A 26,804-nucleotide genomic window follows, 5' to 3' on the forward strand; every position below is an offset into this window, starting at 1 on the left:
AGCCCCAGTGCGACCCATCCACCCGTCCGCCACCGGCGGTCCGCCCATCGGCGCCAAGCTGCGCAGCACCCGCATGGCGCAGGGACTCACGCTCTCGCAGGTCGCGGAATCGAGCGGCCTCAGCAAGGGCTTCCTCAGCCGGCTCGAACGCGACGAGACCTCGCCGAGCGTCGCCACCCTCGTGCAGCTCTGCCAGGTGCTCTCGCTGCCGGTCGGGGCGCTGTTCGCCGAGCCCGAGATCCAGAAGATCACACGTGCCGACGCGCCCCGCATCAACCTCGGCGGCGTGCACGTCGAGGAGCACCTCATGTCGCCCCGCGGCGAGGAACGCGTCCAGCTCCTGCGGTCGTCGCTCGAACCCGGCGCCCACGGCGGACACGAGCTCTACACCGTCAACTGCGATGTCGAGGTGCTCCACGTCGTCGCGGGCGCGGTCGAGGTGCGATTCGCCGACCGCACCGTCCGACTCGAGGCCGGCGATGCCCTCACCTTCCCCGGCCGCGAACCGCACACCTGGGTCGCCGACGACGACGCGCCCGCCGAGGTCGTGTGGGTGCTCGTCCCCGCGCCGTGGAGCGGGTCGGCGTAGCCGGCGGCATCCGCTCGCGCACCCTAGGCGGATCGGACACGGACCGCGAGGGGGCTGCGCGCCCGGCCGTGCCCGCCCTAGGGTCGAGCCATGATCTTCGTGAGGGGACGGAGCCGGCCGGTCCAGGCGGCGACGGAGGACGACGAGCACGAGACGCGCGACGGAGCGGGCGGACCGATCTGGAACGACCGCCTCGGCCACTGGTCGATCCGGAGCCTGCAGGTGCTCATCGTCGGCGCGCTCGCCGCGGTCTCGATCTGGGCGCTCCTGCAGATCCGCCTGCTCGTGATCCCCGTGCTCGTCGCCCTCATCCTCGCCGCCGCGGCCGCACCGCTCGTCTCGCTCATGCGACGCAAGGGCTGGTCGCCGATGCTCGCCGCATGGACCACCCTCCTCGGCGGCATCATCGTGCTCGGCGGCGTCGTGACGCTCATCGTGTTCGCCGTGCGCGGCCAGTGGTCGCGACTGGCCGAGTCGGCCACCGAGGGCTTCGACGACCTCCTCGGATGGGTGCGCGACCTGCCGATCCCCATCGACCAGCAGCAGCTCGACGACGCGCGCGACGGCATCCTCGAATTCGTCACGAGTGCCGAGTTCGGGCAGGGCGCGCTCGCCGGCGTCACCCAGGCCACCGAGTTCCTGACCGGGCTCGTGCTCATGATCGTGGTGCTGTTCTTCTTCCTCAAGGACGGCGACCGCATCTGGGCGTTCTTCCTCCGGCCGTTCCGCGGCAGCCGGCTCGAACGCGGTCGGCGCGTCGGCCGCACGAGCGTCCGCGTGCTCGGCGGCTACGTGCGCGGCACCGCGATCATCGCCTTCGTCGACGCGCTCTTCATCGGCCTCGGCCTCGCGATCCTGCAGGTGCCGCTCGCGCTGCCGCTCGCGGTGATCGTGTTCCTGCTCTCGTTCATCCCCATCGTCGGCGCCACGCTCGCCGGGGCGCTCGCCGCGCTCGTGGCCCTCGTCGCCAACGGGCCGATCGTCGCCCTCATCGTCATCGCGATCGTCATCGGCGTGAACCAGATCGAGGGCAACTTCCTGCAGCCGGTCGTCATGGCGCAGTCGCTGAAGCTCCACCCCCTCGTCATCCTCATCGCGCTGACGGCCGGCACGATCCTCGGCGGCATCGTCGGCGCCGTCCTCGCGGTGCCGCTCACCGCGGTCGGCTGGGCCATCGTCAAGGTGTGGGACCGCGATGACCCGACGATCGACCAGCGACGCACGTTCCGACGACGGACCCGGCGGGTCATCGAGGCCGGCCGCGCCGAACCCGCCCGCCCCGACTCGGCCGGCGGGGTGCCCATCGCATGAGCCGCGGCATCCGCTCGACCCGCGGGCCGTCGCGCGCGCCGACGGATGCCGCCCCGGCGCTGTTCACGGCCGCCGCGGCGAGCTACACGGCCAACTGCGCCCTCGGCGCCTCGGTCGCCGTGCGACTCATCGACACCCGGAACTTCCGGTGGGTGCACCACGCCCTGTACATCGCCACGTTCGGGCTCGCGCTCGCCGCGTTCTCCTCGGCATGGTGGGGCCGGCCCCGCGACGCCGTCGGCTCGGCCGCGGCCGCGCTCGCCCCCGCCCTCGTGCCGCTCGCCGTCATCCCGTACGCGGGGACGCACACGCGGCGGCATCCGCTCATCGCCCTGACGGCCGCGCCGTTCATCGCCGCCGCCGCGATCCGATCCAGGAGGTAGCCCGCATGGAGCTGCTCGACGCCGTCCGGCGCCGCAAGACCACCAACGGCCCGTTCCTGCCCGACCCGGTCTCGGAGGAGCACCAGCGCACCCTCATCGAGGCCGCCGGCCGGGCGCCGTCGCAGCTGAACAGCCAGCCGTGGCGGTTCGTGCTCATCGAGGACCGCTCGACCATCGAGGCCATCGCGCGCATCTCCGGCGAGAGCATGACCGAGGCGATGTCGAACGGCACGTTCTTCGAGCGCTACAAGCCGTACTTCCGCTTCAGCCAGGCCGAGATGGACGAGAAGCGCTCGGGCATGCTCTTCGACAAGCTGCCCTCGGCGCTGCGGCCGTTCACCTCGCAGGTGTTCACCAAGCGCGGGCAGAAGCTCATGAACACGTTCGGGGTGCCGAAGACCCTCGGCGAGGAGAACCGCAAGCTCGTCGCCGGGTCGCCGCTGCTCCTGGGCGTCATGCTCGACCGATCGGAGTACCGGCCGGGGCAGCTGTCGTCGTTCTACTCGGTGTTCAGCATGGGCGCCGCGATGGAGAACGTGTGGCTCACGACCGTCGAGCTCGGGATGGGGATCCAGTTCATCTCGTTCCCCATGGAGGTGCCGGGCCGCTGGGAGGAGATCGTGCGCCTGCTGAAGGTGCCCGACGAGCTCGAGCTCATGGCCGTGTACCGGCTCGGGTACGTGCCCGTCGAGCAGCGGCGTCCGGCCATCGACTGGGTGAGCCACGAGCGTAAGCTGCCCTCGCAGGTGGTGTTCCGCGAGACGTGCGACACCCCGCAGACCGGATGGGACGAGCCGCTCCACCGGCCCGCCGGGTCATAGCCCGCGCAGCCGGCGACCCGGGCGCGGAGGACGGCGGTCAGACGGCGGCGAGGTGCGCCTCGAGGCGGTCGAGCGCGGCGAGCTGGCCCTTCACGAGGAGCGTCCGCGCCTCCGCGACATCCGCCCACCGCGCCTGGTCGACCTCGGGGAACTCCGCCGTGCGCTCCGAGCGCGGCGGCCACTCCATCTCGAACGTGCCCGGCCGCAGCTCGGCCACCTCGAAGTCCGGCGCCTCGCCCGCGAACACGTGCAGCACCTTGCCCGACGACGCGCGCACCGTGCCGAGGTCGACGTAGTCGACGGATGGCGCGGGCACGCCGATCTCCTCGGCGAACTCCCGCATGGCCGCGACCCGCGGCGACTCATCGCCTTCGAGCAGCCCTTTCGGGATCGACCACGCCTGCTCGTGCCGCTTCGCCCAGAACGGCCCACCCATGTGCGCGACGAACACCTGCAGGGCGGGACTCCGGCGGAACAGCAGGATGCCCGCGCTCGTCACCGGCACGATCGAGCCGGGCTCACTTGGGCTTGACGAACGACCACAGCGCCGCGACGGCGAGGACCCCGCCGACCGCCACGATCCCCCCGATCGCCAGCCAGAGCACCGTCTCGATGTCGATGTCCATCCGCACCTCCCCGTGTGTGCGCCCCATTCTGCCGGGCCGGGCCTGCGCCGGGCCACCCCCGATTTCGCCGCCGCAGGTTGCCGCCGCGGCATCCGTCACTACGCTCGAAGCAACCGACGGAGGGGGACGGACGGATGACGAAGGTGCTGGTCATCGGAGGACACGGGCGGGTCGCACTGCAGGTCGAGCGCCTGCTGGCGGGCCGGGGCGACGAGGTGGACGCGGTGATCCGCAACCCCGAGCACGCCGAGGACGTCGCGGCGACCGGGGCGAACCCGGTGGTGGCGGATGTCGAGACGCTCGACGTCGACGCGCTCGCCGAGCTCATCGCCGGGCACGACGCGGTGGTGTGGTCGGCGGGCGCCGGCGGAGGCAACCCCGAGCGCACCCGCGCGGTCGACCACGACGCCGCGGTGCGGTCGATGGACGCCGCCGAGCGTGCGGGCGTGCGCCGCTACGTGATGGTGTCGTACTTCGGTTCCCGCGTCGACCACCGCGTGCCCGCCGACAGCGCGTTCCGCCACTACGCCGACGCGAAGGCCGACGCCGACGAGCACCTGCGCTCGACCGGGCTCGACTACACGATCCTCGGCCCGTCGACGCTCGCCGACGGCCCCGGCACGGGCCGCATCGACACGACCGGCGAGGAGAGCGGGCAGGTCGACCGCGCGGATGTCGCGGCCGTCGTGGTCGCGACGCTCGACGAGCCGGCGACGATCGGGCGCACCATCCGCTTCAACAACGGCGACACGCCGATCGCCGAGGCGCTGCGGGGTTGACCGCGCTCACTCGGTGAACGGCACGCTGCCCGCGCTGCAGTACGAGCCGGGGGAGTGCACGAGGTGCGCGATGCGCAGCTCGGCCGCGTCGTCGCCCGTGGTCTCCGGGCGAAGCGCCGGGTCGAGGTTCCACGCGAACGGCGCGGCATCCGGGTTGGCGCGGGCGTGCTCGCGCAGCGCGACGGGCAGCAGGCGCAGCCGCCGGTCGATCCACTCGGCGTCCCAGGGTCCCTCGGCGAGGATCTGCTCGGCCGCGCGGAACTCGTAGTAGATCGTGCGGCGGAGCCGGTTGCCCGTGACCGCTTCGGAGCCGTGCACGACCATCACGTCGTGCACGAGCACGTCGCCGGGCTCGAGCTCGACCTGGATCACGCCGGGCGCGTCCCACCCGTACTCCTCCTGGAGCTGGCACACGTCGACGGGTGCGAGGTGCGAGCCGGGCGCGACCCGCAGCGCGCCCTCGCGGGCTCGCGAGGCGTCGAGGTACACGTCGATGTTGAAGATGCGGTGCGTGCGCGGGTGCACCGCGTCCTGGTGCCAGTCGATCGCAGCGCCGTCGCCCTCGTCCTTGAACACGAGCGACTCGTAGGTCGGCACGAAGTCCGGCCCGGCGAGGCTCTCGGCGATGCCGAGCACGGCGGGGCTGCCGAGCAGCTCGAGCGACGCCGCCTGGCCCTTGGCGTGCAGGTAGTCGACGCGGAACATGCGGCGCTCGCCGCCCCGCGTGGCCCACTGGTAGTCGGACGCCGCGGGGTCGCCCTCGTCGAGCGCGCGGCCGTCGGCGATCCAGGCGTCGGCCGCGTCCTGCAGGCGGGCGAGCGTCGCGGTGGGGATGCGCCCGCGCAGCACGAGGTAGCCGTGCTCGTCGAAGAAGCGCACCTGCTCGGGCGTCAGGTGGTGGTCGGCAGCGGATGCCGCGGCGCGGGCGGCGGGCTCGGCGATGGTCATGTCGGTCCTTCCTGTCGGCGGGTTCGCATCTCACGCTAGGTCGCAGGATCGAGCAGGTCTTCCTGCCGAATGTGCGAGGATTCCGGGATCATGAGCTTCGACGTCGACGCACACGCACACGGAGCGAGGTCGTTCGGACTCTCCTGCTGGCAGGGTGCGACCACGGCCATGACGGTCGCGCACCGGCACGACGACCTCGAGCTCAACCTCTCGCCGGGCGGCCTCGACTACCTCGTCGACGGACGCGCCGTGCACATCCCGCCGCGCACGCTCGCGCTGTTCTGGGCGGCGCGCCCGCACCAGCTCCTGACCGACGCGTCGCGCGGCCTCGTCTCGTGGCTCACCGTTCCGCTCGGGACGGCGCTCGGCTGGCGGCTGCCCGGCGGGATGGTCCCGCGCCTGCTCGCGGGCGGATTCGCCCTGCTCCCCGCCGGGCCGGGGCTCGACCTCGAGGGCCGGGTCGGCGTGTGGGCCGCAGAACTCGCGGCGGGCGGCGAGGCCCGGCGTGCGGCATCCGCTGAGATCGAGGGGTTCGTGCGTCGGGCGGCGCTCGCCGCATCCGAGCCGGGAGCGGTCGAGTCGGCGGTCGCGGCCGGCGGCGGGCTGCGCCCGGACGCCGCCGCGATGGCCGCGTGGATCTCGGAGCACGCCGACGAGGAGGTGCGCGTCGACGACGTGGCACGCCAGGTGCACCTCGCACCGCAGCACGCGATGACCGTGTTCCGCCGGGCGCTCGGGATCACGATCGGCGAGTACCTCGCGCAGTGCCGCGTGGCGCGGGCCCAGCACCTGCTGCTCACGACCGACCTCGCGGCGCCCGACGTTGGCCACGCCGCCGGGTTCCGGTCGCAGAGCCAGTTCTACGCGCGCTTCCGCGAGCGCTGCGGCGAGGCGCCCGCGGCGTACCGCCGCCGCCTGCGCCCCTGACCGTCCTCCCCGTGATGCTCTTCTCAGGAGCGCCGGCGGAGGATCGCGGAACGCGGCCCCGATCCGCGCGTCGATTCCGGGATCGTGCGATCCGGCCGGGCGTGTCTCCTGAGAAACGGAAAAAGAGCGGAACGGCCGGTCAGGCGGAGTCGCGCCAGACGATCTCGCAGTCGAGGCGGCGCTCGGTCGGCGTGTCCTCGCCGCGGAGGCGGTCGAGCACGAGTTCGGCCGCGCCCGCCCCGAGCCCCGCCGCGGGCTGCCGAACGGTCGAGAGCGGCGGCGTCGTACGACGGGCCCAGGCGCTGTCGTCGAATCCCACGACCCCGACGTCCTCGGGCACCCGGCGGCCCGCCTCCTTGAGTGCCTCGATCGCGCCCGCGGCCACGGCGTCGGATGCCGCGAACACCCCGTCGAGGTCGGGCGCGCGCTCGAGCAGGCGACGCATGCCGTCGCGTCCGGCGGAGTACGAGTAGAGCGGCACGGGTTCGACGAGGGTCTCGTCGAACCGGTCGCCGAGGGCGGCGCGGAAGCCGCTCAGCCGGTCGGCGCCCGAGTCGCGGTCGAGGGCGGCGGCGATCATGCCGATGCGCGAGCGGCCGGTGGCGGCCAGTCGCTCGGTGATCGCGCTCGCCGCGCCGCGGTTGTCGATCACCACGAATGACGCCGTGCTGGCGGCGCCCGGCGGATGGCCGACGTACGCCGCGGGCAGCTGCAGGCGCTCGACGACGCGCGTGATCGGGTCGTCGGCTCGCGCGGAGACGATGACGACGCCGTCGACGAGGCCGCCCGAGAGGTAGCGGGCGACGCGCTCGGTGTCGCGTTCGGTGTCGACGATGAGTACGGCCATCTGGTGGTCGGCCTCGGACAGTCGCGCGTTCGCACCGAGCAGGATCTCGCCGATGTTGGGGTCCTCGACGAAGAGCGAGTGCGGTTCGTGGACGATGAAGCCGACGGCCTGGGTGCGCTGCATCACGAGGTTGCGCGCCGCCGTGTTCGGCACGTAGCCGACCTTGGCGATGGCCGCCTCGATGGCCTCGCGCGCAGCGGCGGAGACGTAGCGCTCGCCGTTGACGTAGCGGCTCACGGTGCCGCGGGAGACGCCGGCCTCGAGGGCCACGTCGTGCACCGTGGCGCGCTTCGCGCGGGCCCGCTTCGTCGTCATGCGACTCACTGTAGCGGCGGCGGGGTGTTGACACGGATGCCGCGCGGTGCCATTCTGTGTACGTTCACAGAAATCGCGAGGCCGATCCGCTCACGCGAAACTGTGCACGTTCACAGGTTCAATGACGATCACCGGGAGCACCGTGGACCACCACGCGACGACGCTGGCGCCGATCCCGCCGCAGCAGGCCGAGCCTGCACCCGCCGCCGCCCGCCCCCGCTTCCAGCACCAGGGCATCGCCTTCGGCTGCGACTACAACCCCGAGCAGTGGGACCCGGCCGTCTGGCGGGAGGACGTCGCGCTCATGCGCGAGGCCGGCGTCGACCTCGTCGCCATCAACATCTTCGGCTGGGCCGCGCTGCAGGGTCCCGACGGCGCCTTCGACTTCTCCGCGCTCGACGAGGTCGTCGACCTCCTCCACGAGGCCGGCATCCGCATCAACCTCGGCACCGGCACCTCCTCGCCGCCCCCGTGGCTCACCACGCGGCACCCCGAGATCCTGCCCGTCGTCGAGGACGGCACCACGCGGTTCCCCGGCGGCCGCCAGGCCTGGTGCCCGAGCTCGCCCGTGTTCCGCCGTGCGGCCCTCGAGCTCGTCGACGCGGTCGCCGAGCGCTACGGCCGGCACCCCGCGGTCGCCCTGTGGCACGTGTCGAACGAGCTCGGCTGCCACAACGCGCTCTGCCACTGCGACGAGAGCACGCGGGCCTTCCGCCGCTGGCTCCGCGCGCGGTACGGCACGATCGCCGATCTGAACCGCGCCTGGGGCACGAGCTTCTGGAGCCAGCGGTACACCGACTGGGACGAGATCCTCACCCCCAAGCTCACCCTCTCCAGCCGCAACCCAAGCCAGGTGCTCGACTTCCACCGGTTCTCGTCCGAGCAGCTGCTCGACCACTACCGGGCGGAGGCCGCCGTCATCCGTCGCCGCAGCGACCTGCCCATCACGACGAACTTCATGGTCACCGCGCACATCCGGAACCTCGACTACTGGTCGTGGGCACCCGACATGGACGTCATCGCGAACGACCACTACCTCGACCACCGGCTCGGCGAGCCGCGCACCGAGCTCGCGTTCGCAGCCGACCTCACGCGCGGCCTCGCGGGCGGCGAGCCCTGGCTGCTCATGGAGCACTCCACCGGATCGGTCAACTGGCAGCCGGTGAACCTCGCGAAGGAACCCGGCCAGCTGCTGCGCAACTCGCTCGCCCACGTCGCACGCGGCGCCGACGGCGTCTGCTTCTTCCAGTGGAGGGCCTCGCTGCAGGGTTCCGAGAAGTTCCACTCCGCGCTGGTGCCGCACGCGGGCACCGACTCCGCCCTCTGGCGGGAGGTCGTCGAGCTCGGCCGCATCGTCGGCGCGCTCGACGAGGTCGCGGGCACGCGCGTAGAGGCCGACGTCGCACTCCTGTTCTCGTGGGAGTCGTGGTGGGCCTCCGACGCCGAGACCCGGCCGACCCACGCCATCGAGTACCTCGACCAGGTGCACGCGCTGTACGGTGCGCTGCACGACCTCGGCGTGAGCGTCGACGTGGTGCGGCCCGGCGCCGACCTCAGCGGGTACCGCCTCGTCGTCGTGCCGGGCCTCTACCTCGTCGGCGACGAGGAGGCCGCCGCGCTCGACGCGGCCGTGGCATCCGGCACCCACGTGCTCGTCACGTTCTACAGCGGCATCGTCGACGAGCACGACCGGGTGCGACCCGGCGGGTACCCCGGCGCCTGGCGCGACCTGCTCGGCGTCCGCGTCGAGGAGTTCACGCCCGTGCTCCCCGGCACGCCGCTCGTCCTCGAGTCCGGCGCGGCCGCCTCGCTGTGGGCCGAACGGGTCGAGGCGACGGATGCCGCGGTGCTCGACCGCTTCGCCGACGGCCCCGCCGCCGGCCGCCCCGCCGTGACCCGCCGCGCCGGCAGCTCCGGCGCGGGCGACGCCTGGTACCTCGCCACGCTGCTCGAGCGCGACGACCTGCTCGACCTCGTCGGCCGGGTCGTGGAGGGTGCCGGCGCGGCATCCGCCCCCGCCGCCGGCGCCGACGTCGAGATCACGCGCCGCATCGCCGAGGGCCGGGCGTACACCTTCGTCGTGAACCACGGCGCCGACGCCGTCGAGGTCGACGTGCGCGGCACCGAACTCGTGACCGGAACCGTCGCGGACGGGCGCCTCGCGGTGCCCGCCGGCGCGGTCCGGGTGATCAGAGAGGAGGACGCGGAATGACCGCATCCGCCACCCCCGCGACCGCGGCGCGACTGGCCGCCGAGGAGGGACGCGGCCGCCGGACGCCGACGCGCCGACGGCGCGTGCAGCACCCGTGGGCGATCGTCGCCTTCGTCGGGCCGTTCGCGGCGATGTTCGTGCTGTTCTACCTCATCCCCATCGGCGTGGCCGTCTGGCAGTCGCTGCTCGTCGTCGAGCGCGAGGGCACGTACGGCGCCGCGACCGAGGTCTTCGGCGGGCTCCGCCAGTACGAGCTGGTCTTCCAGAACGAGGCGTTCTGGACGTCCGTCGGCCGCGTGCTGCTCTTCGGCATCGTGCAGGTGCCCGTCATGCTCGCGCTCGCGCTGCTGTTCGCGCTCCTGCTCGACTCGCCGCTGATCCGCGGCAAGAAGTTCTTCCGGCTGGCGTTCTTCGCGCCGTACGCCGTCCCCGGCGTCATCGCGGCGATCATGTGGGGCTTCCTGTACTCGCCGAACCTGTCGCCGTTCCAGGCGCTCACGAGCCAGGTCAACCTGCTGTCGGCCGACTTCGTGCTGTGGGCGATCGCGAACGTCGTCACCTGGGTGTTCGTCGGCTACAACATGCTCATCATCTACTCGACGCTGCTCGCCATCCCGCAGGAGATCTACGAGGCGGCGCGGATCGACGGCGCGGGCCAGGCGCGCATCGCCTGGTCGATCAAGATCCCGCTCGTCCGCCCCGCACTCGTGCTCACGGCCGTGCTGTCGATCATCGGCACGCTCCAGCTGCTCGCCGAGCCGCAGACGTTCCGGTCGTTCAGCTCGGCGGTCACGAGCACGTACACGCCGAACATGACGATCTACGCGACCAGCTCGATCCCGAACGTCTCGCTCGCCGCGGCCTTCTCGGTCGTGCTCGCGCTCGCCACGTTCATCCTCTCGTTCACGTTCCTGCGACTCACCCGACGGAAGGGAGCGGACGCATGAGCACCGCGATCGGCCCCGACGCGACCTCGGCCATGCCCGCGGTCAACCCGCGCGGTGTCGACCGCCACGGCGACATGCCGTCGGTCGGCCGCGGCCCCCGGGAGAGCATCCTCTCGCGCACCGGCGCCATGCTCGTCATGGCCGTGTTCACGCTCTACTTCCTCGTGCCGATCTGGTGGCTGCTCGTCGCTTCGACGAAGAGCCGCGGCGACCTGTTCAGCACCAACCCGCTCTGGTTCGCCGACTTCCGGCTGTTCGAGAACATCGGCGCGCTCCTCGCCCACCGCGACGGCGTCTACCTGAAGTGGATCCTCAACAGCCTCCTGTACGCGGGCCTCGGCGCGGTCGTCGCGACGATCCTCGCGGCGATGTGCGGCTACGCCCTGGCGAAGTACCGCTTCCCCGGGCGCGAGACGATCTTCAACATCGTGCTCGGCGGCGTCCTCGTCCCCGCCACCGCGCTCGCGCTCCCGCTGTTCCTGCTGTTCAGCCGCGTCCAGCTCACCGACACGTTCTGGGCGGTGTTCCTCCCGAGCGTCGTGAGCCCGTTCGGCGTGTACCTGTCGCGCGTGTTCGCCGAGGCATCCGTGCCCGACGAACTGCTCGAGGCGAGCCGGCTGGATGGCGCGGGGGAGATCCGCACCTTCTTCACCGTCTCGATCCGCCTCATGTTCCCGGCGCTCATCACGGTGTTCCTGTTCCAGTTCGTGACCATCTGGAACAACTTCTTCCTGCCGCTGATCATGCTGCGCAGCGAGGAGCTGTTCCCCGTCACCTACGGCCTCTACGCCTGGAACTCCACGGTCAACCAGTTCCCCGAGCTGCGCACCTACGTGCTCGTCGGATCGCTGCTGTCGATCATCCCCCTGATCATCACCTTCCTGCTGCTTCAGCGCTACTGGCGCACGGGCCTCGGCACCGGAGCCCTGAAGTAGAGCCCGCCCGGGGCATCCGGGCACCAACCCCACACCGAGAAGAGGAAACCATGCGTCACACGAAACGAGCGGTCACCGCAGCCCTGCTCACCTCCGCCGCGCTCGCCCTGACCGGGTGCGCCGCGGGCGGCGCGAGCTCCGGGGGCGGCGGCGGCGACGCCGCGGCATCCTGCGAGCCCGCGGGCGAGGACGTCACGCTCACCTTCACCAGCTGGATCCCCGGCATCGAGGACGCCGTCGCGATCTGGAACGAGGAGAACCCCGACATCCAGGTCGAGGTGCAGACCGGCCCCTCGGGCAACGCCGGCACCTACCAGAACTTCTTCAACCAGCTCGAGGCGGGCAATGCCCCCGACCTCGGCCAGATCGAGTACGACGCGCTGCCGAACTTCCGCGTGCAGGACGGCCTCGTGAACCTCGGCGCCTGCGAAGACGTGCTCGCCGCCGAGGACCAGTTCCTCGACTGGACCTGGGGCCAGGTCACCCTCGGCACTGAGGACGAGGTCTACGGCATCCCGCAGGACCAGGGCCCCATGGCCCTGTTCTACCGCAGCGACCTCTTCGAGCAGGCCGGCATCGAGGTGCCGACCACGTGGGAGGAGTACCGCGAGGCGGCCGTGACGATCCGCGAGCAGGGCGGCTACATCACCAACTTCTCGCAGACCGACATCAACCAGTTCGCCGGCTTCGTCTGGCAGGCGGGCGGCCAGTGGTTCGCCAACGACGGTGACGCGTGGACGGTCGAGCTCACGAGCGACGAGTCGATGACGGTCGCCGAGTACTGGCAGGACCTCATCGAGAACGACCTCGTCTCGACCTACCCGGCCTGGACCGACGAGTGGAACAACGCGTACAACTCGGGCGAGGTCTGGACCTGGAACTCGGCCGTCTGGGGTGCCAACTCGATCCTGTCGGGCGCGCCGGACACGGCGGGCAACTGGTCGGTCGCGCTCGCGCCGCAGTGGAACGAGGGCGACGCGGTCGCCGGCAACTGGGGCGGCTCCTCGATCGCCGTCTTCAACGGCACCGACCACCTCTACGAGGCGGCGAAGTTCGCGCTGTGGCTGAACACCTCGGAGGAGGCGCTCACCTCGCTCAACGAGACCGCGCAGATCTACCCCGCCACCGAGGCGGGCCTCGACCTGCCCGTGCTGAAGGAGGGCGTCGAGTTCTACGGCGGCCAGCCCATCTACGACGTGTTCGCCGAGGCGGCGGCGCAGGTCAGCCCGGACTTCGTCTGGGGTCCGACGATGACGCAGACCTACGCTGACGTCTCCGACGGGTTCAAGGCTGCCGCATCGGGCAGCAGCACCCTGATGGAGGCCCTCGAGAAGGGCCAGGAGTCGACCATCAAGGCGCTCGAGGCCCAGTCCATCCCGGTCGCGGAGTAGCGCCCGCCTGAGTGCAGCCCGTGCCGCGGACGTCCCTCCCCCCAGGACGCCCGCGGCACGGGCCTGCGGCTGCGGTCGCGCGCCATCCGTGCGAGCATCGGGACATGGCGAACGGGAGGTCGGCGTGACGTACGCGATCCCGGGCAGCACGCCCGACGGGGGCGGACCCATCGGCGAGACGTACGGCGCCGCGCTCGTGCGCATCGGCGACGAGTCGCTCGTGGTCGACGCGCTCCGCGGCATCCGCTTCACCGGCTGGGTCGCCCCGGCCGAGTCGGGCTGGGTCGTTGCGCTCGGCGATCCCGGCGACGGCACGGTGGCGACGGCGCGCAGCGGCGTCCTCGAGGTGGGGGCGGCGCTCGCGGCGGCGCTGCACACCGTGGTCGTCGTCGCGCGCGTGCGGCTCGACCGGCAGCTCGTGCTCGCGGCGTTCCGCGGCACCGACGAGCTCGGGCGCTACTCGAGCGACCCGTCGCGCGAACCCGGCGCCGACGACGAGGTGCTCGCCGAGCCGTTCGGCGTCGAGCACGCCGAGGCGTTCGCCGACGCGGTGGGGCGAGCGGATGCCGCGGAGGAGCTCGCCGAGGTGCTCGGCGAGGAGCTCGACACCGACAGCGTCTACGAGTCGGAGCGGCTGGCTCGCGTGCTCGGCCTGCTCGGCCTGCCGCGGTGGATCGTGGCCGCGGGCGCGCTCCCGCGCGACCTGCCCACCGGCCCGCGCACGAGGGACCTCGTCCGGCTCGGCGCGGGCGCGACCGGCGCGAAGGGCGTCGTGCAGGGGCGTGCGGCGGCCGCGGCGCGACGACGGATGCCGCCGCCTCCGGCGATCGCCGACCCGCCGCGGGCCGACGACCTCGGCATCGACCCCTGGCTGCTCTGACCGGCGACCTCGATTCCGGCGCGACGCGCGCACCGGGTCTAGTCGCTCGTCGTCCTGCGGAGTAGCATCGCCCGCACCTGCCGGTCGACACCACCTCAGGAGGTCACCATGAGCATGACCCTCGACGAACTGCCCGCCGTCGCCGAATGCTCGGTGACCGGGTGCTCGTACAACGACCATTCGAGCTGCCACGCCGCCGCGGTCACGATCGCGGGCTCGGTGGGCGACGCCGAGTGCGCCACGTTCATCCCGCTCGGCACGAAGGGCGGGCTCGACAAGGTGATCTCCCACGTCGGCGCGTGCCAGCGGTCGGAGTGCGTGCACAACGACTCGCTGGAGTGCACCGCGACGGCCGTGCGCGTGGGGCCCGGTGCGGTCGACGCGGACTGCCTGACGTACGAGCCCCGCTGACCCCACGCGGAGCCGGGCGCGGGCGTTCTGCTGTGAGCGGATCGACCTGTCGCCGGAGCCGGGGCGTGCGTAGCCTCGGCACATGGGCAGGCTGATCGAGTTCCCGCAGGCCGAACCGTCGCGCGCCGCGCGGCCGCTGTGGCGGCACGCGCTCGGCGAGGTGCTCCGCCGTGAACGCCTGGATCAGGACCGGATCCTCACCGAGGTCGCGGCGACCGCGGGCGTGTCGCCGCAGTACCTGTCGGAGGTCGAACGCGGCCGCAAGGAGGCCTCGTCCGAGGTGCTCGGCGCCGTCGCCGACGCGCTCGGGCTTGAGCTCGCCGACGTCGTCGGCCGGGTCGCGGGGCGCCTCGGCAGTCGCACGCCCGCACGGGCCGACACGGGTTCGTCCGCGCCGGTGTCCGCTCCGGTCCCGGCGCCGGTGCGCGCGCCGGTCCCCGGACCCGCCCGCGACATCCACGCCCCCGCGCCAGCCCACGACGTGCTCGCCCCCGCGCCCGCCCACGTCGTGCTCACCCCCGCGCCGCTCCCCGGACCCGCGCAGGACATCCATCTCCCCGCGCCGACGCTGTCGGCCGGCGTCGCCGACGTCTTCCTCCTCGCCGCCTGACCCCGCCGGGTCGCCGACCCGCCCCGCCCACCCGCCCGCCGCCCGCCGGCCCGCGAGATGACGCGAATCGTCCGTGCGAGTCGGTCGAGCGACCGTTCGCGTCATCTCGCGGCCCGGGCGGGGCGGGCGGGGAGGGCGGGGCGGGGCGAGGTCAGCGGGGGGCGAGGGCGGCGACGGCCTGGGCGGCGAGCACCTGGTCGGCGAGGCCGTAGTCGACCGCGGCGTGCGCGGGCAGGATCAGGTCGCGGTCGGTGTCGGTGCGGATCGCCTCGACCGAGCGGCCGGTGTCGGCGGCCAGCGCCGCCTCGAGCTCGCCGCGCACGCGCAGCACCTCGTCGGCGTGCAGGATCAGGTCGGGCACGGCCCCGCGTCCCTGCGTGGACGGCTGGTGCAGCGTCACGGTGCTGTGCGGCAGCATCGAGCGTCGACCGCGGGTACCGCCCGCGAGGAGCACGGCGGCGGGCCCGCCGGCGCGGCCGACGCAGGTGGTCGCGACCTCCGGTCGGATGTGCTGCATCGTGTCGTAGACCGCGAGCGCGGCGCTCGGCGACCCGCCGGGGGAGTTCACGTAGAGGCTGATCGGCGCTTCGCTCGAGTCGGACGCGAGGTGGAGGAACTGCGCGATGAGCACGTTCGCGACGCCGTCGTCGATCTCGGTGCCGAGGTAGACGATGCGCTCGGAGAGCAGGCGGCTGTACACGTCGAGCGACCGCTCGACGCCACCGCGCTTCTCGACGACGTACGGGATCGTGTAGCTGGTCATGCGGGCACCCCCAGTCCGGCGACGGCGCGCGGTTCGAGCGGGAAGAGCTCGTCGAACCGCTCGGTGACGTGGTCGATGAACCCGTACTCGACGGCCTGCTCGGCGGTGTACCACCGGTCGCGCAGCGAGTCCTGCGCGATCCGCTCGACGGCCTGGCCGGTGTAGCGCGCGATGAGCCCGAGGACGGTGTCGCGCGTGTGGCGCAGGTCGTCGGCCTGCAGCTCGATGTCCACCGCCGTGCCGCCGATGCCCGCGGATCCCTGGTGGAGCAGGATCCGCGAGTGCGGCAGGGCGGCGCGCTTGCCGGGGGTGCCGGCCGTGAGGAGGAACTGCCCGGCGCTCGCGGCCATGCCGACGGCGATGGTCGCGACGTCGTTCGGGATGGCGCGCATCACGTCGTGGATCGCGAGCATCGCCGGCACCGAGCCGCCGGGCGAGTTGATCCAGAAGCGGATGTCGCGGCGCGCGTCGTCGGCGGCGAGCGCGACGAGCTGGGCGCAGATGCGGTTGCCGCCGGCCTGGTCGAGTTCGTCGCCGAGCACGATGATGCGCTCGTGGAAGAGCCGCCGGGTGAGTTCGGCGTCGATGGGCTGGACGGGTGGGGTCTCTCGATCGCTCATGCGGTCCAGCCTGCGCCTCGAGCGGATGCCGCGGGGCGGATGCTGCCGCGGGCAGATCTGCCCTCGGCGGAGGCACCGGGCGGGGGTGCCGGCCGTGGGTCAGCCGGCGCGCGCGATCGCGGGGCCCTCGCTGAACTGGCAGGCGGTCGCGGTGAGCCGCTCGTCGGGATCGAGGAGCGTGAGGACGGCGCCGGCGATGTCATAGAGCTGCTGGAGCTGCTCGGGCGTGAGCGCATCGAGCACGTTGCGGCGGACGGTCTCGACGTGGCCGGGCGCGGCGTCGTCGATGAGCCGCATGCCGGCGTCGGTGATGGTCGCGTTGGTCGCGCGGCGGTCCTCGGGGCAGGGGAAGCGGCGGACGAGCCCGCGGTCCTCGAGGCGGCGCGCGACGTGGGAGAGGCGGGGGAGGGTGGCGTTGGTGCGCGCGGCGAGCGCGGTCATGCGCATGGTGCGGTCGGGGGCGGCGGCGAGCGCCATCAGCGCGACGTACTCGAAGTGGGTGATCTGCGCGTCGCGGAGCAGCTGGGCGTCGAGGGCGCCGGGCAGCAGTTCGGTGAGCGCGACGAGGCGAACCCAGGCGGCCGATTCCTCGGTGCTGAGCCAGCGTGTGTCCTCCGTCATGCCCTCATTCTCGCACACTTGGTTGACGCGACAACTGATCGACGCTACGGTGTTGGTTGTCGATACAAGTAATCGCGTCATCCGGCGCGGAGAGGAACCTCATGACGACGGTCAGCATCATCGGAAACGGCAACATGGGCACCGCCATCGGCGGCATCGTGGCGGCGGGCGGCAACACCGTCGAGTACGTCGGCCGCGACGCAGTTGAGCAGGTCACCGGCGACATCGTGATCCTCGCCGTGCCCTACCCCTCGGTCGCTGCGATCGTCGAGGCGCGCCGCGAGCAGCTCGCGGGCAAGGTCGTCGTCGACATCACCAACCCGCTGGACTTCGCGACCTTCGACTCGCTCGTCGTGCCCGCCGACTCGTCGGCCGCCGCCGAGCTCGCCGCCGCACTGCCCGACTCGCGCGTCCTCAAGGCCTTCAACACCAACTTCGCCGCGACCCTCGCTGCGAAGACCGTGGGCGGCGCGCAGCCGACCACCGTGCTCGTCGCGGGCGACGACGACCTCGCCAAGCAGGCACTCCTCGAGGTCGTGCGCGCCGGCGGGCTGAACGCCGTCGACGCCGGTTCGCTCGCCCGTGCGCGCGAGCTCGAGTCGGTCGGGTTCCTGCAGCTCACCCTCGCGGTGCAGGAGAAGGTCGGCTGGAACGCGGGCGTGGCGCTCGTCGCCTGACCCGCCGCCGCGCGACGCGCCCCGAGCCGCCAGGTCCGGGGCGCGTCGGCGTGTCGGGGTGTCAACCCGTTGACGCGCCGCGGCCGCGCGAGGAGCGTGGAACCCGTACAACCACAGGAGGTGCAGTGGGATGAGCGATCCCCTCAACCCGTGGGAGAGCCGGGATCGGCTCGGCCCCGCGGGCGACCTCAACGAGAAGACGCCGGATCTCACCGGCGCGATCAACACCATCAGCGGAGGACGCATGAGCGACACGGGCGGCACCATCGGCGGGACGAGCGGCGGCGGGCACGGTGACGCGATGCTCGACTCGGACACGGCCGACCGCGAGGCGCGCGACGCCGAGCAGACCGCCGCGGGCGGCGTCGGCGACACCGGCCCCGAGCCGAAGCCGAGCGACCGCGGTACCGACGCGAACGACCTCGAGGCCGACAACGCCGTCGAGCAGGAGACGATCGAGACCCTCGATCCCGAGAACCCGCCGGCCTGAGCCGACCGGTCTCCGGAGGACGTGCGGGGTGCGGGCCGAACGGCCCGCGCCCCGCGCCGGTCCGGGGATAGCGTGACGCCGTGGACTGGGGCGACTGGTTCTCGTGGTTCGACGCGCGCGACGCCGACCTGGCGCGCGAGGTCCTCCAGCGCGGCATCGCGGCGCTCTTCCTCGTCGCATTCCTGTCGACGCTGAACCAGTTCCGCCCGCTCCTCGGCGAGCGCGGCCTGCTTCCCGTGCCCGAGCTCCTCGAGGCGGTGCGCGGCGCGGAGCAGCGCGCCCGCGACCGCGAGGAACGCGCCGGGCGCCCGGTGGGGTTGCTCCGGCGCACCCGGCGACTCGGCTACCTCGGTCCGACGATCTTCCGTCGCTGGGGGTACCGCGATGCGAGGCTCGTCGCCGTCTGCGCGGTGGGCATGGGCCTCGCGGCATCCGTCGTCGTCGGCCTGCCCCAGCTCGGCCCGCCGTGGGTGCCGATGCTCGCCTTCCTCGCGCTGTGGGCGCTGTACCTGTCGATCGTGAGCGTCGGGCAGACGTTCTACGGCTTCGGCTGGGAGATGCTGCTCTGCGAGGCCGGGTTCCTCGTGGCGTTCCTCGGGTCGCGCGAGGTGCCCCCGCCGCTGCCGACGATCGTGCTCGTGTGGTGGCTCGTGTTCCGCCTCGAGTTCGGCGCCGGGATGATCAAGATCCGCGGCGGTCGCGAATGGCGCGACCTCACCGCGCTCATGTACCACCACGAGACCCAGCCCATGCCCGGACCGCTGAGCCGCCGGGCCCACCTGCTGCCGGCGTGGTTCCACCGGCTCGAGGTGCTCGGCAACCACGCCGCCCAGCTCGTCGTGCCGTTCCTGCTGTTCGCGCCGCAGCCGATCCGCACGATCGCCGCGGCGATCATCATCGCGACGCAGCTCTGGCTCGTGATCACGGGCAACTTCGCCTGGCTCAACTGGATCACCATCGTCCTCGCGTTCGGCGCGGTGGGCGACGAGGCCGTGCAGTGGCTGCTGCCGTGGCTGCCGCTCGACGCGATCCAGACGCCGGCGGATGCCACGAGCCCGCCGTGGTGGATCGCGATCGTGCTGGCGGTCGCCGTCCTGATCGTCTGGCTCAGCCGGCATCCGCTCATGAACCTGTTCTCGAAGCGGCAGCTGATGAACGCGAGCTTCGACCGGTTCATGCTCGTCAACGCCTACGGCGCCTTCGGCACGGTCACGAAGGAGCGCGTGGAGATCATCGTCGAGGGCACCGTCGACGACCCGCGCGACCGCGATGCGCGGTGGCGCGAGTACGGCTTCAAGGGCAAGCCCGGCGACCCGGCGCGCGTTCCGCGGCAGTTCGCGCCGTACCACCTGCGGCTCGACTGGCTGATGTGGTTCCTGCCGCTCGGGCGCCTCCACGAGGTGTGGTTCCTCCGGTTCCTCGAGAAGCTCCTCGAAGCGGATGCCGCGACGTTGCGGCTGCTCGCCCACGACCCGTTCGACGGCGAGCGGCCCCGCGCGGTGCGGGCGCGCACGGAGCTGTTCACGTTCGCCACCCGCGAGGAGCACCGGCGCACGGGACACGTGTGGATGCGGCATCCGCTCGGCACCGCGATCCCGCCGATCACGCTGGGCGAGGTCGATACGCGCTGAGGGGCCCGCGTGGGTGAGAATGTCCGCCATGGACTTCTCACTCGAGTTCACGCCGGATCTGCTGGCCGTGTTCCTCACCCTGTTCGTGCTCGAGGTCGTGCTCGGCGTCGACAACGTCATCTTCATCTCGATCCTCGCCGCCAAGCTGCCCGTCGAGCAGCAGGCGAAGGCCCGCAACCTCGGCCTCACCCTGGCGATGCTCATGCGGGTCGGCCTGGTGTTCGCCGCCGGCTGGGTCATCTCGCTGAAGGAGGAGTTGTTCACCCTCTTCGGCATGGGCTTCTCCGGCCGCGACGTGATCCTCATCGCCGGCGGGCTCTTCCTCGTCTACAAGGCCGTCTCCGAGATCCACCACAAGCTCGAGGGCGACGAGGAGCACACGACCGGCGCGGGCACCGCGACCTTCGGCGCCGTCATCGCGCAGATCCTCGTGCTCGACATCGTCTTCTCGCTCGACTCGGTCATCACCGCGGTGGGCATGACCGAGAACATGATCGTGATCATCACCGTGGTGGTGCTGTCGTTCGGCATCATGCTCTTCGCGGCGCGCTACATCTTCTCGTTCGTCAACAAGCACCCGACGGTGAAGATGCTGGCGCTGTCGTTCCTGCTGCTCATCGGCGTGTTCCTGATCGCCGACGGCTTCGGCTTCAAGATCGACAAGGCGCTCATCTACATGCCGATGGCGTTCGCGATCTTCGTCGAGGTGCTGAACCTCGCCGCGGCCGCGCGCAAGCGCAAGCGGGCCGCGGTGAAGCCGACGGAGCCCGTGCACCTGCACCAGCAGTACGTCGACGACACCGGCACCGTCAAGGAGGTCCAGCCGGTCGATCGCTGATCGGGCCGAGCAGTTCCCGAGGGGCGGATGCCGCGTGGCATCCGCCCCTCGCTCATTCGTCGCGCAGGTACGCCAGCTGCGCGCGAACGGATGCCTCGGCGGCGAAGCGCACGCCCGCGTCGACGTCGCCGTACACGAGGTCGGTGACGGCCTCGGCGGACGCCTCGGCGCCCAGGCGGGCGAGGGCGTCGCGGACCTGGTCGAGTCGCTCGGCGCGGTGGGCGAGGTACGCGTCGCAGATCGCGGCGAGGTCGGGGAGGACCGGGCCGTGCCCGGGGAGGACCGTGACGGGGCCGCCGGCCGCGCCGATCGCGCGGAGCCGCCGGAGGGCGTCGAGGTAGGGGCCGAGCGCTCCGTCGGGGTGGGCGATGATCGTCGTGCCACGGCCGAGGACGGTGTCGCCGGTGAGGACCGCGACCGGCTCGGGTGCGTCGCCGCGGCGCAGCGCGAAGCACGCGGAGTCGGCCGTGTGGCCGGGCGTCGCGAGCACCTCGAGGTCGACGCCGCCGGCCGTGAGGCGCTCGCCGTCGACGAGCGGTTCGGCGCCGCGGCACCACTCGTCGGACATCGCCCGGACGGGCGCGCCGGTGAGTTCGGCGAACGCGTCGACCGCCTCGGTGTGGTCCGGGTGGCGGTGGGTGATGAGCACGAGCTCGACCCCGCCCTCGGCGAGGCGCTCCAGGTGCGCGGCATCCGTCGGCCCCGGGTCGACCACGACGGCCCCGCGCGCGTGCGGGCCCCGGAGCATCCACGAGTTGGTGCCGTCGAGCGTCATCGGGCCCGGGTTGGGCGCCCGGACGAGCGTCGCCTCGACGGGCGGTCGGGCGTCGGCGGGCTGCGTGGCGTCGGCGGTGTCGGGCACGCTCGGCAGTGTACCCGCGGGGTTAGGCTGGCCGGCATGGATGCCTCCGCCGCCACCGTCGTGCTGCTCCGTGACGGCGTCGAGGGCGTCGAGGTGCTGCTGGCCGAGCGGCCGAGCGATCGCGGCTCGTTCGCGGGCGCGTGGGTGTTCCCCGGCGGGGCGGTCGACGAAGCGGATGCCGCGGGCGACCCGATCGACTCCGAGCCCGCCGCACGGCGCGCCGCCGTCCGCGAGACCCTCGAGGAGGTCGGGCTCCGCCTCGACCACGACGAACTCGTGGGGTTCGCGCTGTGGAGCCCGCCGGAGGGCGTGCCCAAGCGGCTGCGGACCCGCTTCTTCGCCGCGCGCGCCCCGGAGGGCGAGCACGTGCTCGCCGCCGACGAGCTCGTGGCCGCCGCGTGGCTGCGGCCCGAGGCGGCGCTCGACCGGCACGCCGCGGGCACGATGACGCTGTACCCGCCGACGTGGGTCACGCTGCACGGGCTCCGCGGTGCGGCATCCGTCGACTCGGTGCTCGCGGGGCTGCGCGAGGGCGGTGAGCAGGTGTACGTCGGCCGGTTCGGCGAGGACCGCCGGGTGCTCTACTGGCGCGAGGACGCCGCGTTCGCGGACGAGGCGGCGGGGGATGACGGCCCCCGGCACCGCCTGGTCATGCGCGGGCTGCCGTGGGAGTACGAGCGCTCGTTCTGAGCACGCCGGGCCGCCGGTGTGATCCCTAGACTGTCTAGTATCGAGTTCGTGTAGGCTTGAAGAATGGCTGACGAGCGATCTTCGGGGTACTGGTATTCCGACGATCGGACGCGCCGGGGGGTGGCCGTCCTGAACGCGCTGCGCGACTACCGCGCCGCCGAGGCCGCCATGCGCCGCCGGACCCGATCCGCGATGCGGATGGGCGAGACCGACCTGCTCGCCATCCGCTTCCTCCTCAAGCGCGAGGGGGAGGGCCGTACCGTGAGCCCCAAGGACCTGGCCGCGCACCTCGGCATCTCCTCGGCCTCGACGACCGTCCTCATCGACCGGCTCGTCCGCTCGGGGCACGTCGAGCGACGGCCCCATCCCACCGACCGGCGTGCGCTGGTCATCGCGCCCACCATCGCGAGCGACGACGAGGTCCGCGCGACGCTCGGCGAGATGCACCGCCGCATGATCGAGGTGGCCGAAGGGCTCGAGGCCGAGCAGGCCGGCACGGTGCTCTACTTCCTCGAGCGCATGCGCGACGCCGTCGACAGCGTGAGCGAGCAGGCCACCGTCGAGGTGCCCCGCGAGCCCGAGTCCGGCGCCACCGTCTCGCCCATCGAGAGCGCCCGCTCCGCCTCCTGACGGCACTTCGCCGAGGCACACCGGTGCTCGGGAGTCAAGCCCGGTGGGACAGGTTTGCCCCGTGTATCCGAATTCGGAAGAATCTAGTGAAGTGTCGTTCCACAATAAAACTAGTTAGATAAACTAGGTACACGCCTCGAGACCATCGCCGGCGTGGAATCGGTCCCCAGCAGGCCGAAGAGAAGAGGCCGCAATGAGCGAGGCGTCACCCCCTGGTCAGCCGCGCCACGCCGGGCCGCGAGGAATCGACGGCGTCGGTGTCCGAACCGATCCCACCCTCCGCGGCGGGCACGGATCCCGGATGGATCCGTCGCTCCAGACGGACCCCTCCCGCCGCACGGATCCCCGCGCGATGCCGTACGTGCCGGCGCCCACGCAGACGCCGATCCCCACGGCCGCCGAGGAGTACGCGGCGCAGGCCCCGCCCTACGGCGCCGAGGACCACTCCACCCCGCGGTACGAGTTCCTCGAGCACATCGGGTCCGGCGGCATGGCCGACGTCTACCGCGCCCGCGACAACGAGCTCGGACGGCACGTCGCCATCAAGCTGTTCCGCGAGAGCGACGAGACGGTCGCCGACCGGCAGCGCCGCGAGCGGGAGATCCACCTCCTCAGCGGACTCACGCACGTCGGGCTCGTGCCGGTGTACGACGCGGGCACGCTGATCCACGCGGGCGTCGAGCGTCGGTACATCGTCATGGAGCTCATCGAGGGCCTGTCGCTCGCGCACCAGCTCGCCGACGGTCCGCTGAAGCCCCGCCAGGTCGCCGACATCGGCGCGCAGGTCGCCGACGTGCTGAGCTACGTGCACGGGCAGGGCGTCATCCACCGTGACATCAAGCCCGAGAACATCCTCGTGAGCGAGGTGCCGACCTTCGGGTACACGCTGCTCACCCGGCTCGCCGACTTCGGCGTCGCGCAGTTCGTCGACGGCACCCGGCTCACCGGCCACGGCACGATCATGGGCACCGCCGCCTACATCTCGCCCGAGCAGGCGCGCGGCGAAGAGGTCACGCCCGCGACCGACATCTACTCGCTCGGCCTGGTGCTGCTCGAATCGCTGAAGGGCGAGCGGGAGTACCTGGGCACGCCCATCGAGGCCGCGCTGGCGCGCCTCCACCGGTCGCCCGAGATCCCCGAGGACCTCACGCCCGAGTGGCGGGCGCTGCTCGCCGCGATGACGGCCGATGACCCCGCGGTCCGCCCGACCGCCCACGACGTCGCGAGCACGATGCGCGACATCATCCGCATCATGCTCGCCGAGAGCGCCATGCGCAAGGGACGCGCGCCCTCGTGGGTGCGCATGGGCGACGAGGCCGAGCAGACCTCGCGCAAGCGTCTGCTGCTCGCCGTGGGCGGCCTCGCCGTCGGCGTCACGGGCATGGTCGTGGCGATCGCCGTCGGGCTCGCCGCCGCGTCCGGAGCGTTCGGCTGATCGGGTCGTCGCGCGCGTCGGCGGCGTGCCGATCGGCGCGGCCCTCCGCGCGCGCGTAGGTTCACTGGCATGTGGAGACGTGTCGCCGGAGTGGTCCGGCAGCCCGAGGCGCCCGTGCACGCCGAGCTCACCGCCGAGGCGCCCCCCGGCACGCCCGAGGTCCGCGTGCGGGCCTTCCGGATGGGATTCGTCGGGGCGCTCGGCGTGCTGCTCGCGCTGTTCCTCGGCGGGATCATCACCCAGCTCAGCACCGTCATCCTCTACATCGCGCTCGCCCTGTTCCTCGCGCTCGGCCTCGACCCGATGGTCAGCTGGCTGCAGCGCCGCGGGATGCCGCGGTGGCTGTCGATCCTCCTCGTGGTCGTCGTGGTGATCGGCGCCTTCGTCGCGATCATCGCCACCGCGGTGCCGCTCGTGGTCGCCCAGGTCACCGAGATCGTCCAGAACTGGGACCAGATCGTCGAGGACGTCCGGGACAGCGACCTCGTCGCCTGGATCGGCGGCCTCGCCGGCGGCTCGTCGTGGATCGAGGACGGCATCGCCTCGGTGGGCGCCTGGCTCGGCGACCCGGGCAACATCGCCAACCTCACGGGCGGCCTGCTCGCCGTCGGCGCCGGGATCCTCGGCGGGCTCACCGGCGCGACGATCGTGCTGATCCTGACCCTGTTCTTCCTGGCCTCGCTCGACTCCATGAAGCGCTATGCCGCGCGGTTCGTCCCGGCGTCCTCGCGAAACGGCTTCACCGAGGTCTCCGAGGAGATCACCGGATCAGTCGGCCGGTACGTCATCGGCCAGATCAGCCTCGCGTCGGTGAACGGCGTGCTCAGCCTCGTGTTCCTGTCGATCATCGGCGCGCCCGCGCCGTTCCTGCTCGCGTTCGTCGCCTTCCTCTGCTCGCTCGTACCGCTCGTCGGTACCCTCACCGGTGCGGTGATCATCACGCTCGTGAGCCTCACCGCCTCGCCCGAGACGGGCATCGCCGCGGCGATCTACTACCTGATCTACATGCAGGTCGAGGCGTACGTGCTGAGCCCGCGCATCATGAGCCGCGCCGTCTCCGTGCCCGGGGCGCTCGTCGTCATCGCGGCGGTCGCAGGCGGCACGCTCGGCGGGGTCCTGGGCGCGCTCGTGGCGATCCCCGTCGCCGCCTCGCTCATCATCGTCGTCGAGAAGGTCGTGTTCCCGCGGCAGGACGCCGCGTAGGGGTCAGAACCAGATGCTGAGGTGCGGCGTGCGCGCCGAGGCGAACATGCGCTCGGCCAGTTCGATCGCCCCGCGGGACGCCTCGGTGATGCGGCCCGCCCGCGCGAGCACCGACGGCCGCACGCCGCCGAGGTAGATCGACGCGAGGTCGCGCACGTCGAGCCGGATCGATCGCGGCTCGGCGGCACGCGCGGCCCGTCCGCCGGATTCGCCGCCCGCGCGTGCGCGGGCGCGTTCGCGCTGCGGCGCCGCCGGTTCCGGGGTCGCGGCGTCGCCGCGCGGCACGTGCACGACAGCCTTGCCGTCGGCCGAGGCGAGGAGCGTGTAGCGCCCGGAGGCGTAGCCGAGCGGGTCGTCGACGTCGAGCACGAGCTCGCCCGCGGCACCGTACCGGCGGGCGGTGAGGGCGGCGGCCGGGTCGATGATGCGCACCCAGAGGTGGTCGGCGACGTCGCGCACGGTGACGGCGCGCGGGTCCTCGAGCATCCACTCGAGCGGTTCGTCGACCGAGCGCAGCAGGCCGCGCACGCCGGCGACGAAGTCCTGCTCCACGAGCACGCGCCAGAGCGCGCGCTCGGCGTCGTCGGTCGCGGCGGCGAGCACGTCGAACTCGGCCCACCCGGGCTCGTTCGGTTCGCGCGTGACGCGGAACGTCGCGAATCCCTGCGGCTGGCCGTGCTGGTCGTCGTAGCGGAGCGCGCGCAGCGACCGCGACGAATCGGACTCGGGATCGACGAGGCCGAGCATGCGGTCGAGTGCACCCGGCCAGCGATCGATCTCGCCGGGGGTGCGCGCGACGGCGCGTCGTGAGATGGCGGCGGCCTGCTCGCGCAGGCTCGACGGCTCGACGAAGTGCACCCGGCCCGGTGCGTCGGGCCCGGTCCACCTGGCGCGGCGGCGGTCCACCTCGACCGTGGCGGACTTCGCCGCCGGCGCGTACCCGTATCGCCCGTAGATCGTGGCCTCGGTCACGGTCAGCATCGCGACTGCCGCGCCCGCGCGCTTGGCGGTGGCGAGTTCCGCCTCCATCAGCGCCCGGGCGATGCCCCGGCGCCGATGCGTGGGGGAGACGGTGACCGAGCTCACGGCCCAGCCGTCGACGCTGCGCCCGCCCGGGACGCTGAGCCCGGCGGGCCAGCTCGAGACCGTCGCGACGGGCACGTCGGGCTCGGCGATGCCGGCGTCGTAGACGCCGTGCACGCGCCGCTCCGACATGACGGCCCGGTCGTATTCACGCCCCACGTCGCGCGGTCGCGCGTGGTGGAACCCGCGGTGGTCGGCGTCGATCCACGCGTCGAGCGCGGCGGGGTCGCCGGGATCGATGAGGCGGTACTCGAGGCCCCGGTGGGCGAGGGCCGCCTTCGCATCGGGGTCGATCGGGATCGAGCGGGGTTCGAACGCCATCGATCCAG

The 26,804-nt window shown here is 72.5% G+C and carries 29 protein-coding genes; 21 read left to right on the forward strand and 8 right to left on the reverse strand.

Going from position 1 to position 26,804, the window contains the following annotated elements; genetic code table 11:
- The first annotated feature begins 7 nt into the window (after positions 1-7).
- The 4 genes from M1L56_RS00810 to M1L56_RS00825 all read left to right on the forward strand — a co-directional run bounded on the left by M1L56_RS00810 (position 8) and on the right by M1L56_RS00825 (position 3,104).
- A complete protein-coding gene (locus M1L56_RS00810) occupies positions 8-589 on the forward strand; it encodes a helix-turn-helix domain-containing protein (protein WP_067946417.1) in 582 nt (193 codons plus the stop codon).
- A gap of 90 nt (positions 590-679) precedes the next feature.
- Positions 680-1,900 (forward strand): AI-2E family transporter, encoded by a 1,221-nt coding sequence (locus tag M1L56_RS00815; protein WP_248597760.1) that lies wholly within the window; start codon positions 680-682, stop codon positions 1,898-1,900.
- Positions 1,897-2,283, forward strand: a complete 387-nt coding sequence (locus M1L56_RS00820) for a hypothetical protein (RefSeq protein ID WP_248597761.1) — start codon at positions 1,897-1,899, stop codon at positions 2,281-2,283. The genes M1L56_RS00815 and M1L56_RS00820 overlap by 4 nt, the downstream gene beginning before the upstream one ends.
- Positions 2,284-2,288: 5 nt before the next feature.
- Positions 2,289-3,104, forward strand: coding sequence for a nitroreductase family protein (locus M1L56_RS00825; RefSeq protein WP_248597762.1), 816 nt, complete (start codon positions 2,289-2,291; stop codon positions 3,102-3,104).
- Between the two features lie 37 nt (positions 3,105-3,141).
- Here M1L56_RS00825 and M1L56_RS00830 read toward each other — a convergent pair whose 3' ends face one another.
- Complete coding sequence (locus tag M1L56_RS00830; protein ID WP_248597763.1) at positions 3,142-3,609, reverse strand: NUDIX domain-containing protein; 468 nt, start codon at positions 3,607-3,609, stop codon at positions 3,142-3,144.
- 255 nt (positions 3,610-3,864) lie between these two features.
- On the opposite strand from M1L56_RS00830, the gene M1L56_RS00835 reads away from it, so the two are divergent.
- Entirely contained in the window at positions 3,865-4,509 is a 645-nt protein-coding gene (locus M1L56_RS00835; protein WP_248597764.1) for an SDR family oxidoreductase, read from the forward strand.
- Positions 4,510-4,515: 6 nt separating this feature from the next.
- Here the strand turns inward: M1L56_RS00835 and M1L56_RS00840 are convergent, their stop codons facing one another.
- A complete protein-coding gene (locus M1L56_RS00840) occupies positions 4,516-5,457 on the reverse strand; it encodes a phytanoyl-CoA dioxygenase family protein (protein ID WP_248597765.1) in 942 nt (313 codons plus the stop codon).
- 90 nt (positions 5,458-5,547) lie between these two features.
- Between M1L56_RS00840 and M1L56_RS00845 the strand changes: the two genes are divergently transcribed.
- A complete protein-coding gene (locus M1L56_RS00845) occupies positions 5,548-6,384 on the forward strand; it encodes a helix-turn-helix domain-containing protein (RefSeq protein ID WP_248597766.1) in 837 nt (278 codons plus the stop codon).
- Between the two features lie 139 nt (positions 6,385-6,523).
- Here the strand turns inward: M1L56_RS00845 and M1L56_RS00850 are convergent, their stop codons facing one another.
- Complete coding sequence (locus tag M1L56_RS00850) at positions 6,524-7,546, reverse strand: LacI family DNA-binding transcriptional regulator (RefSeq protein ID WP_248597767.1); 1,023 nt, start codon at positions 7,544-7,546, stop codon at positions 6,524-6,526.
- A gap of 121 nt (positions 7,547-7,667) precedes the next feature.
- Between M1L56_RS00850 and M1L56_RS00855 the strand changes: the two genes are divergently transcribed.
- The 7 genes from M1L56_RS00855 to M1L56_RS00885 all read left to right on the forward strand — a co-directional run bounded on the left by M1L56_RS00855 (position 7,668) and on the right by M1L56_RS00885 (position 14,932).
- Positions 7,668-9,758 carry a beta-galactosidase gene (locus M1L56_RS00855; RefSeq protein WP_248597768.1) on the forward strand — a complete coding sequence of 697 codons (2,091 nt, stop codon included), beginning with the start codon at positions 7,668-7,670 and terminating at the stop codon, positions 9,756-9,758.
- Positions 9,755-10,705, forward strand: a complete 951-nt coding sequence (locus M1L56_RS00860; RefSeq protein WP_248597769.1) for a carbohydrate ABC transporter permease — start codon at positions 9,755-9,757, stop codon at positions 10,703-10,705. Before M1L56_RS00855 ends, M1L56_RS00860 begins: the two co-directional genes overlap by 4 nt.
- 32 nt (positions 10,706-10,737) lie before the next feature.
- Positions 10,738-11,640 (forward strand): carbohydrate ABC transporter permease, encoded by a 903-nt coding sequence (locus M1L56_RS00865; protein WP_197466952.1) that lies wholly within the window; start codon positions 10,738-10,740, stop codon positions 11,638-11,640.
- Positions 11,641-11,690: 50 nt separating this feature from the next.
- Positions 11,691-13,031: an ABC transporter substrate-binding protein gene (locus M1L56_RS00870; protein WP_067946429.1), complete on the forward strand. Its 1,341-nt coding sequence runs from the start codon at positions 11,691-11,693 to the stop codon at positions 13,029-13,031.
- 124 nt (positions 13,032-13,155) lie between these two features.
- Complete coding sequence (locus M1L56_RS00875; RefSeq protein ID WP_248597770.1) at positions 13,156-13,911, forward strand: hypothetical protein; 756 nt, start codon at positions 13,156-13,158, stop codon at positions 13,909-13,911.
- Positions 13,912-14,019: 108 nt separating this feature from the next.
- On the forward strand, positions 14,020-14,322 hold the full coding sequence (locus tag M1L56_RS00880) for a DUF1540 domain-containing protein (RefSeq protein WP_067946433.1): 303 nt from the start codon (positions 14,020-14,022) through the stop codon (positions 14,320-14,322).
- An 82-nt stretch (positions 14,323-14,404) separates the two neighbouring features.
- Positions 14,405-14,932, forward strand: coding sequence for a helix-turn-helix domain-containing protein (locus tag M1L56_RS00885; protein WP_248597771.1), 528 nt, complete (start codon positions 14,405-14,407; stop codon positions 14,930-14,932).
- Between the two features lie 151 nt (positions 14,933-15,083).
- Here M1L56_RS00885 and M1L56_RS00890 read toward each other — a convergent pair whose 3' ends face one another.
- From M1L56_RS00890 to M1L56_RS00900, 3 genes are all read right to left on the reverse strand, one after another.
- Complete coding sequence (locus M1L56_RS00890; protein WP_248597772.1) at positions 15,084-15,695, reverse strand: ClpP family protease; 612 nt, start codon at positions 15,693-15,695, stop codon at positions 15,084-15,086.
- Positions 15,692-16,315: a ClpP family protease gene (locus M1L56_RS00895; RefSeq protein WP_248597773.1), complete on the reverse strand. Its 624-nt coding sequence runs from the start codon at positions 16,313-16,315 to the stop codon at positions 15,692-15,694. The genes M1L56_RS00890 and M1L56_RS00895 overlap by 4 nt, the downstream gene beginning before the upstream one ends.
- A gap of 99 nt (positions 16,316-16,414) precedes the next feature.
- Positions 16,415-16,936: a MarR family winged helix-turn-helix transcriptional regulator gene (locus M1L56_RS00900; RefSeq protein ID WP_248597774.1), complete on the reverse strand. Its 522-nt coding sequence runs from the start codon at positions 16,934-16,936 to the stop codon at positions 16,415-16,417.
- A 101-nt stretch (positions 16,937-17,037) separates the two neighbouring features.
- Between M1L56_RS00900 and M1L56_RS00905 the strand changes: the two genes are divergently transcribed.
- From M1L56_RS00905 to M1L56_RS00920, 4 genes are all read left to right on the forward strand, one after another.
- A complete protein-coding gene (locus M1L56_RS00905; RefSeq protein WP_248597775.1) occupies positions 17,038-17,613 on the forward strand; it encodes an NADPH-dependent F420 reductase in 576 nt (191 codons plus the stop codon).
- Positions 17,614-17,743: 130 nt separating this feature from the next.
- Entirely contained in the window at positions 17,744-18,103 is a 360-nt protein-coding gene (locus M1L56_RS00910) for a hypothetical protein (protein WP_248597776.1), read from the forward strand.
- 80 nt (positions 18,104-18,183) lie between these two features.
- A complete protein-coding gene (locus M1L56_RS00915; RefSeq protein ID WP_248597777.1) occupies positions 18,184-19,734 on the forward strand; it encodes a lipase maturation factor family protein in 1,551 nt (516 codons plus the stop codon).
- A 28-nt stretch (positions 19,735-19,762) separates the two neighbouring features.
- Positions 19,763-20,572, forward strand: coding sequence for a TerC family protein (locus M1L56_RS00920; RefSeq protein ID WP_248597778.1), 810 nt, complete (start codon positions 19,763-19,765; stop codon positions 20,570-20,572).
- Positions 20,573-20,624: 52 nt separating this feature from the next.
- Here M1L56_RS00920 and M1L56_RS00925 read toward each other — a convergent pair whose 3' ends face one another.
- On the reverse strand, positions 20,625-21,434 hold the full coding sequence (locus tag M1L56_RS00925) for an MBL fold metallo-hydrolase (protein ID WP_248597779.1): 810 nt from the start codon (positions 21,432-21,434) through the stop codon (positions 20,625-20,627).
- Positions 21,435-21,470: 36 nt separating this feature from the next.
- Here M1L56_RS00925 and M1L56_RS00930 point away from each other — a divergent pair, with 36 nt between their 5' ends.
- The 4 genes from M1L56_RS00930 (at position 21,471) to M1L56_RS00945 (ending at position 25,392) form a co-directional block, all read left to right on the forward strand.
- Positions 21,471-22,124, forward strand: coding sequence for an NUDIX domain-containing protein (locus M1L56_RS00930; protein ID WP_248597780.1), 654 nt, complete (start codon positions 21,471-21,473; stop codon positions 22,122-22,124).
- 63 nt (positions 22,125-22,187) lie between these two features.
- The gene (locus tag M1L56_RS00935) at positions 22,188-22,754 is read left to right on the forward strand and encodes a MarR family winged helix-turn-helix transcriptional regulator (RefSeq protein ID WP_067946452.1); all 567 of its coding nucleotides are present in this window, start codon (positions 22,188-22,190) and stop codon (positions 22,752-22,754) included.
- 301 nt (positions 22,755-23,055) lie between these two features.
- Positions 23,056-24,189 (forward strand): serine/threonine-protein kinase, encoded by a 1,134-nt coding sequence (locus M1L56_RS00940; protein WP_248597781.1) that lies wholly within the window; start codon positions 23,056-23,058, stop codon positions 24,187-24,189.
- A gap of 69 nt (positions 24,190-24,258) precedes the next feature.
- Positions 24,259-25,392 carry an AI-2E family transporter gene (locus tag M1L56_RS00945; protein ID WP_082846987.1) on the forward strand — a complete coding sequence of 378 codons (1,134 nt, stop codon included), beginning with the start codon at positions 24,259-24,261 and terminating at the stop codon, positions 25,390-25,392.
- A 3-nt stretch (positions 25,393-25,395) separates the two neighbouring features.
- Here M1L56_RS00945 and M1L56_RS00950 read toward each other — a convergent pair whose 3' ends face one another.
- The gene (locus M1L56_RS00950; RefSeq protein WP_248597782.1) at positions 25,396-26,796 is read right to left on the reverse strand and encodes a GNAT family N-acetyltransferase; all 1,401 of its coding nucleotides are present in this window, start codon (positions 26,794-26,796) and stop codon (positions 25,396-25,398) included.
- Positions 26,797-26,804: the final 8 nt, after the last annotated feature.

This window comes from Agromyces sp. C10, from assembly GCF_023217995.1.
Lineage (GTDB): Bacteria > Actinomycetota > Actinomycetes > Actinomycetales > Microbacteriaceae > Agromyces > Agromyces indicus.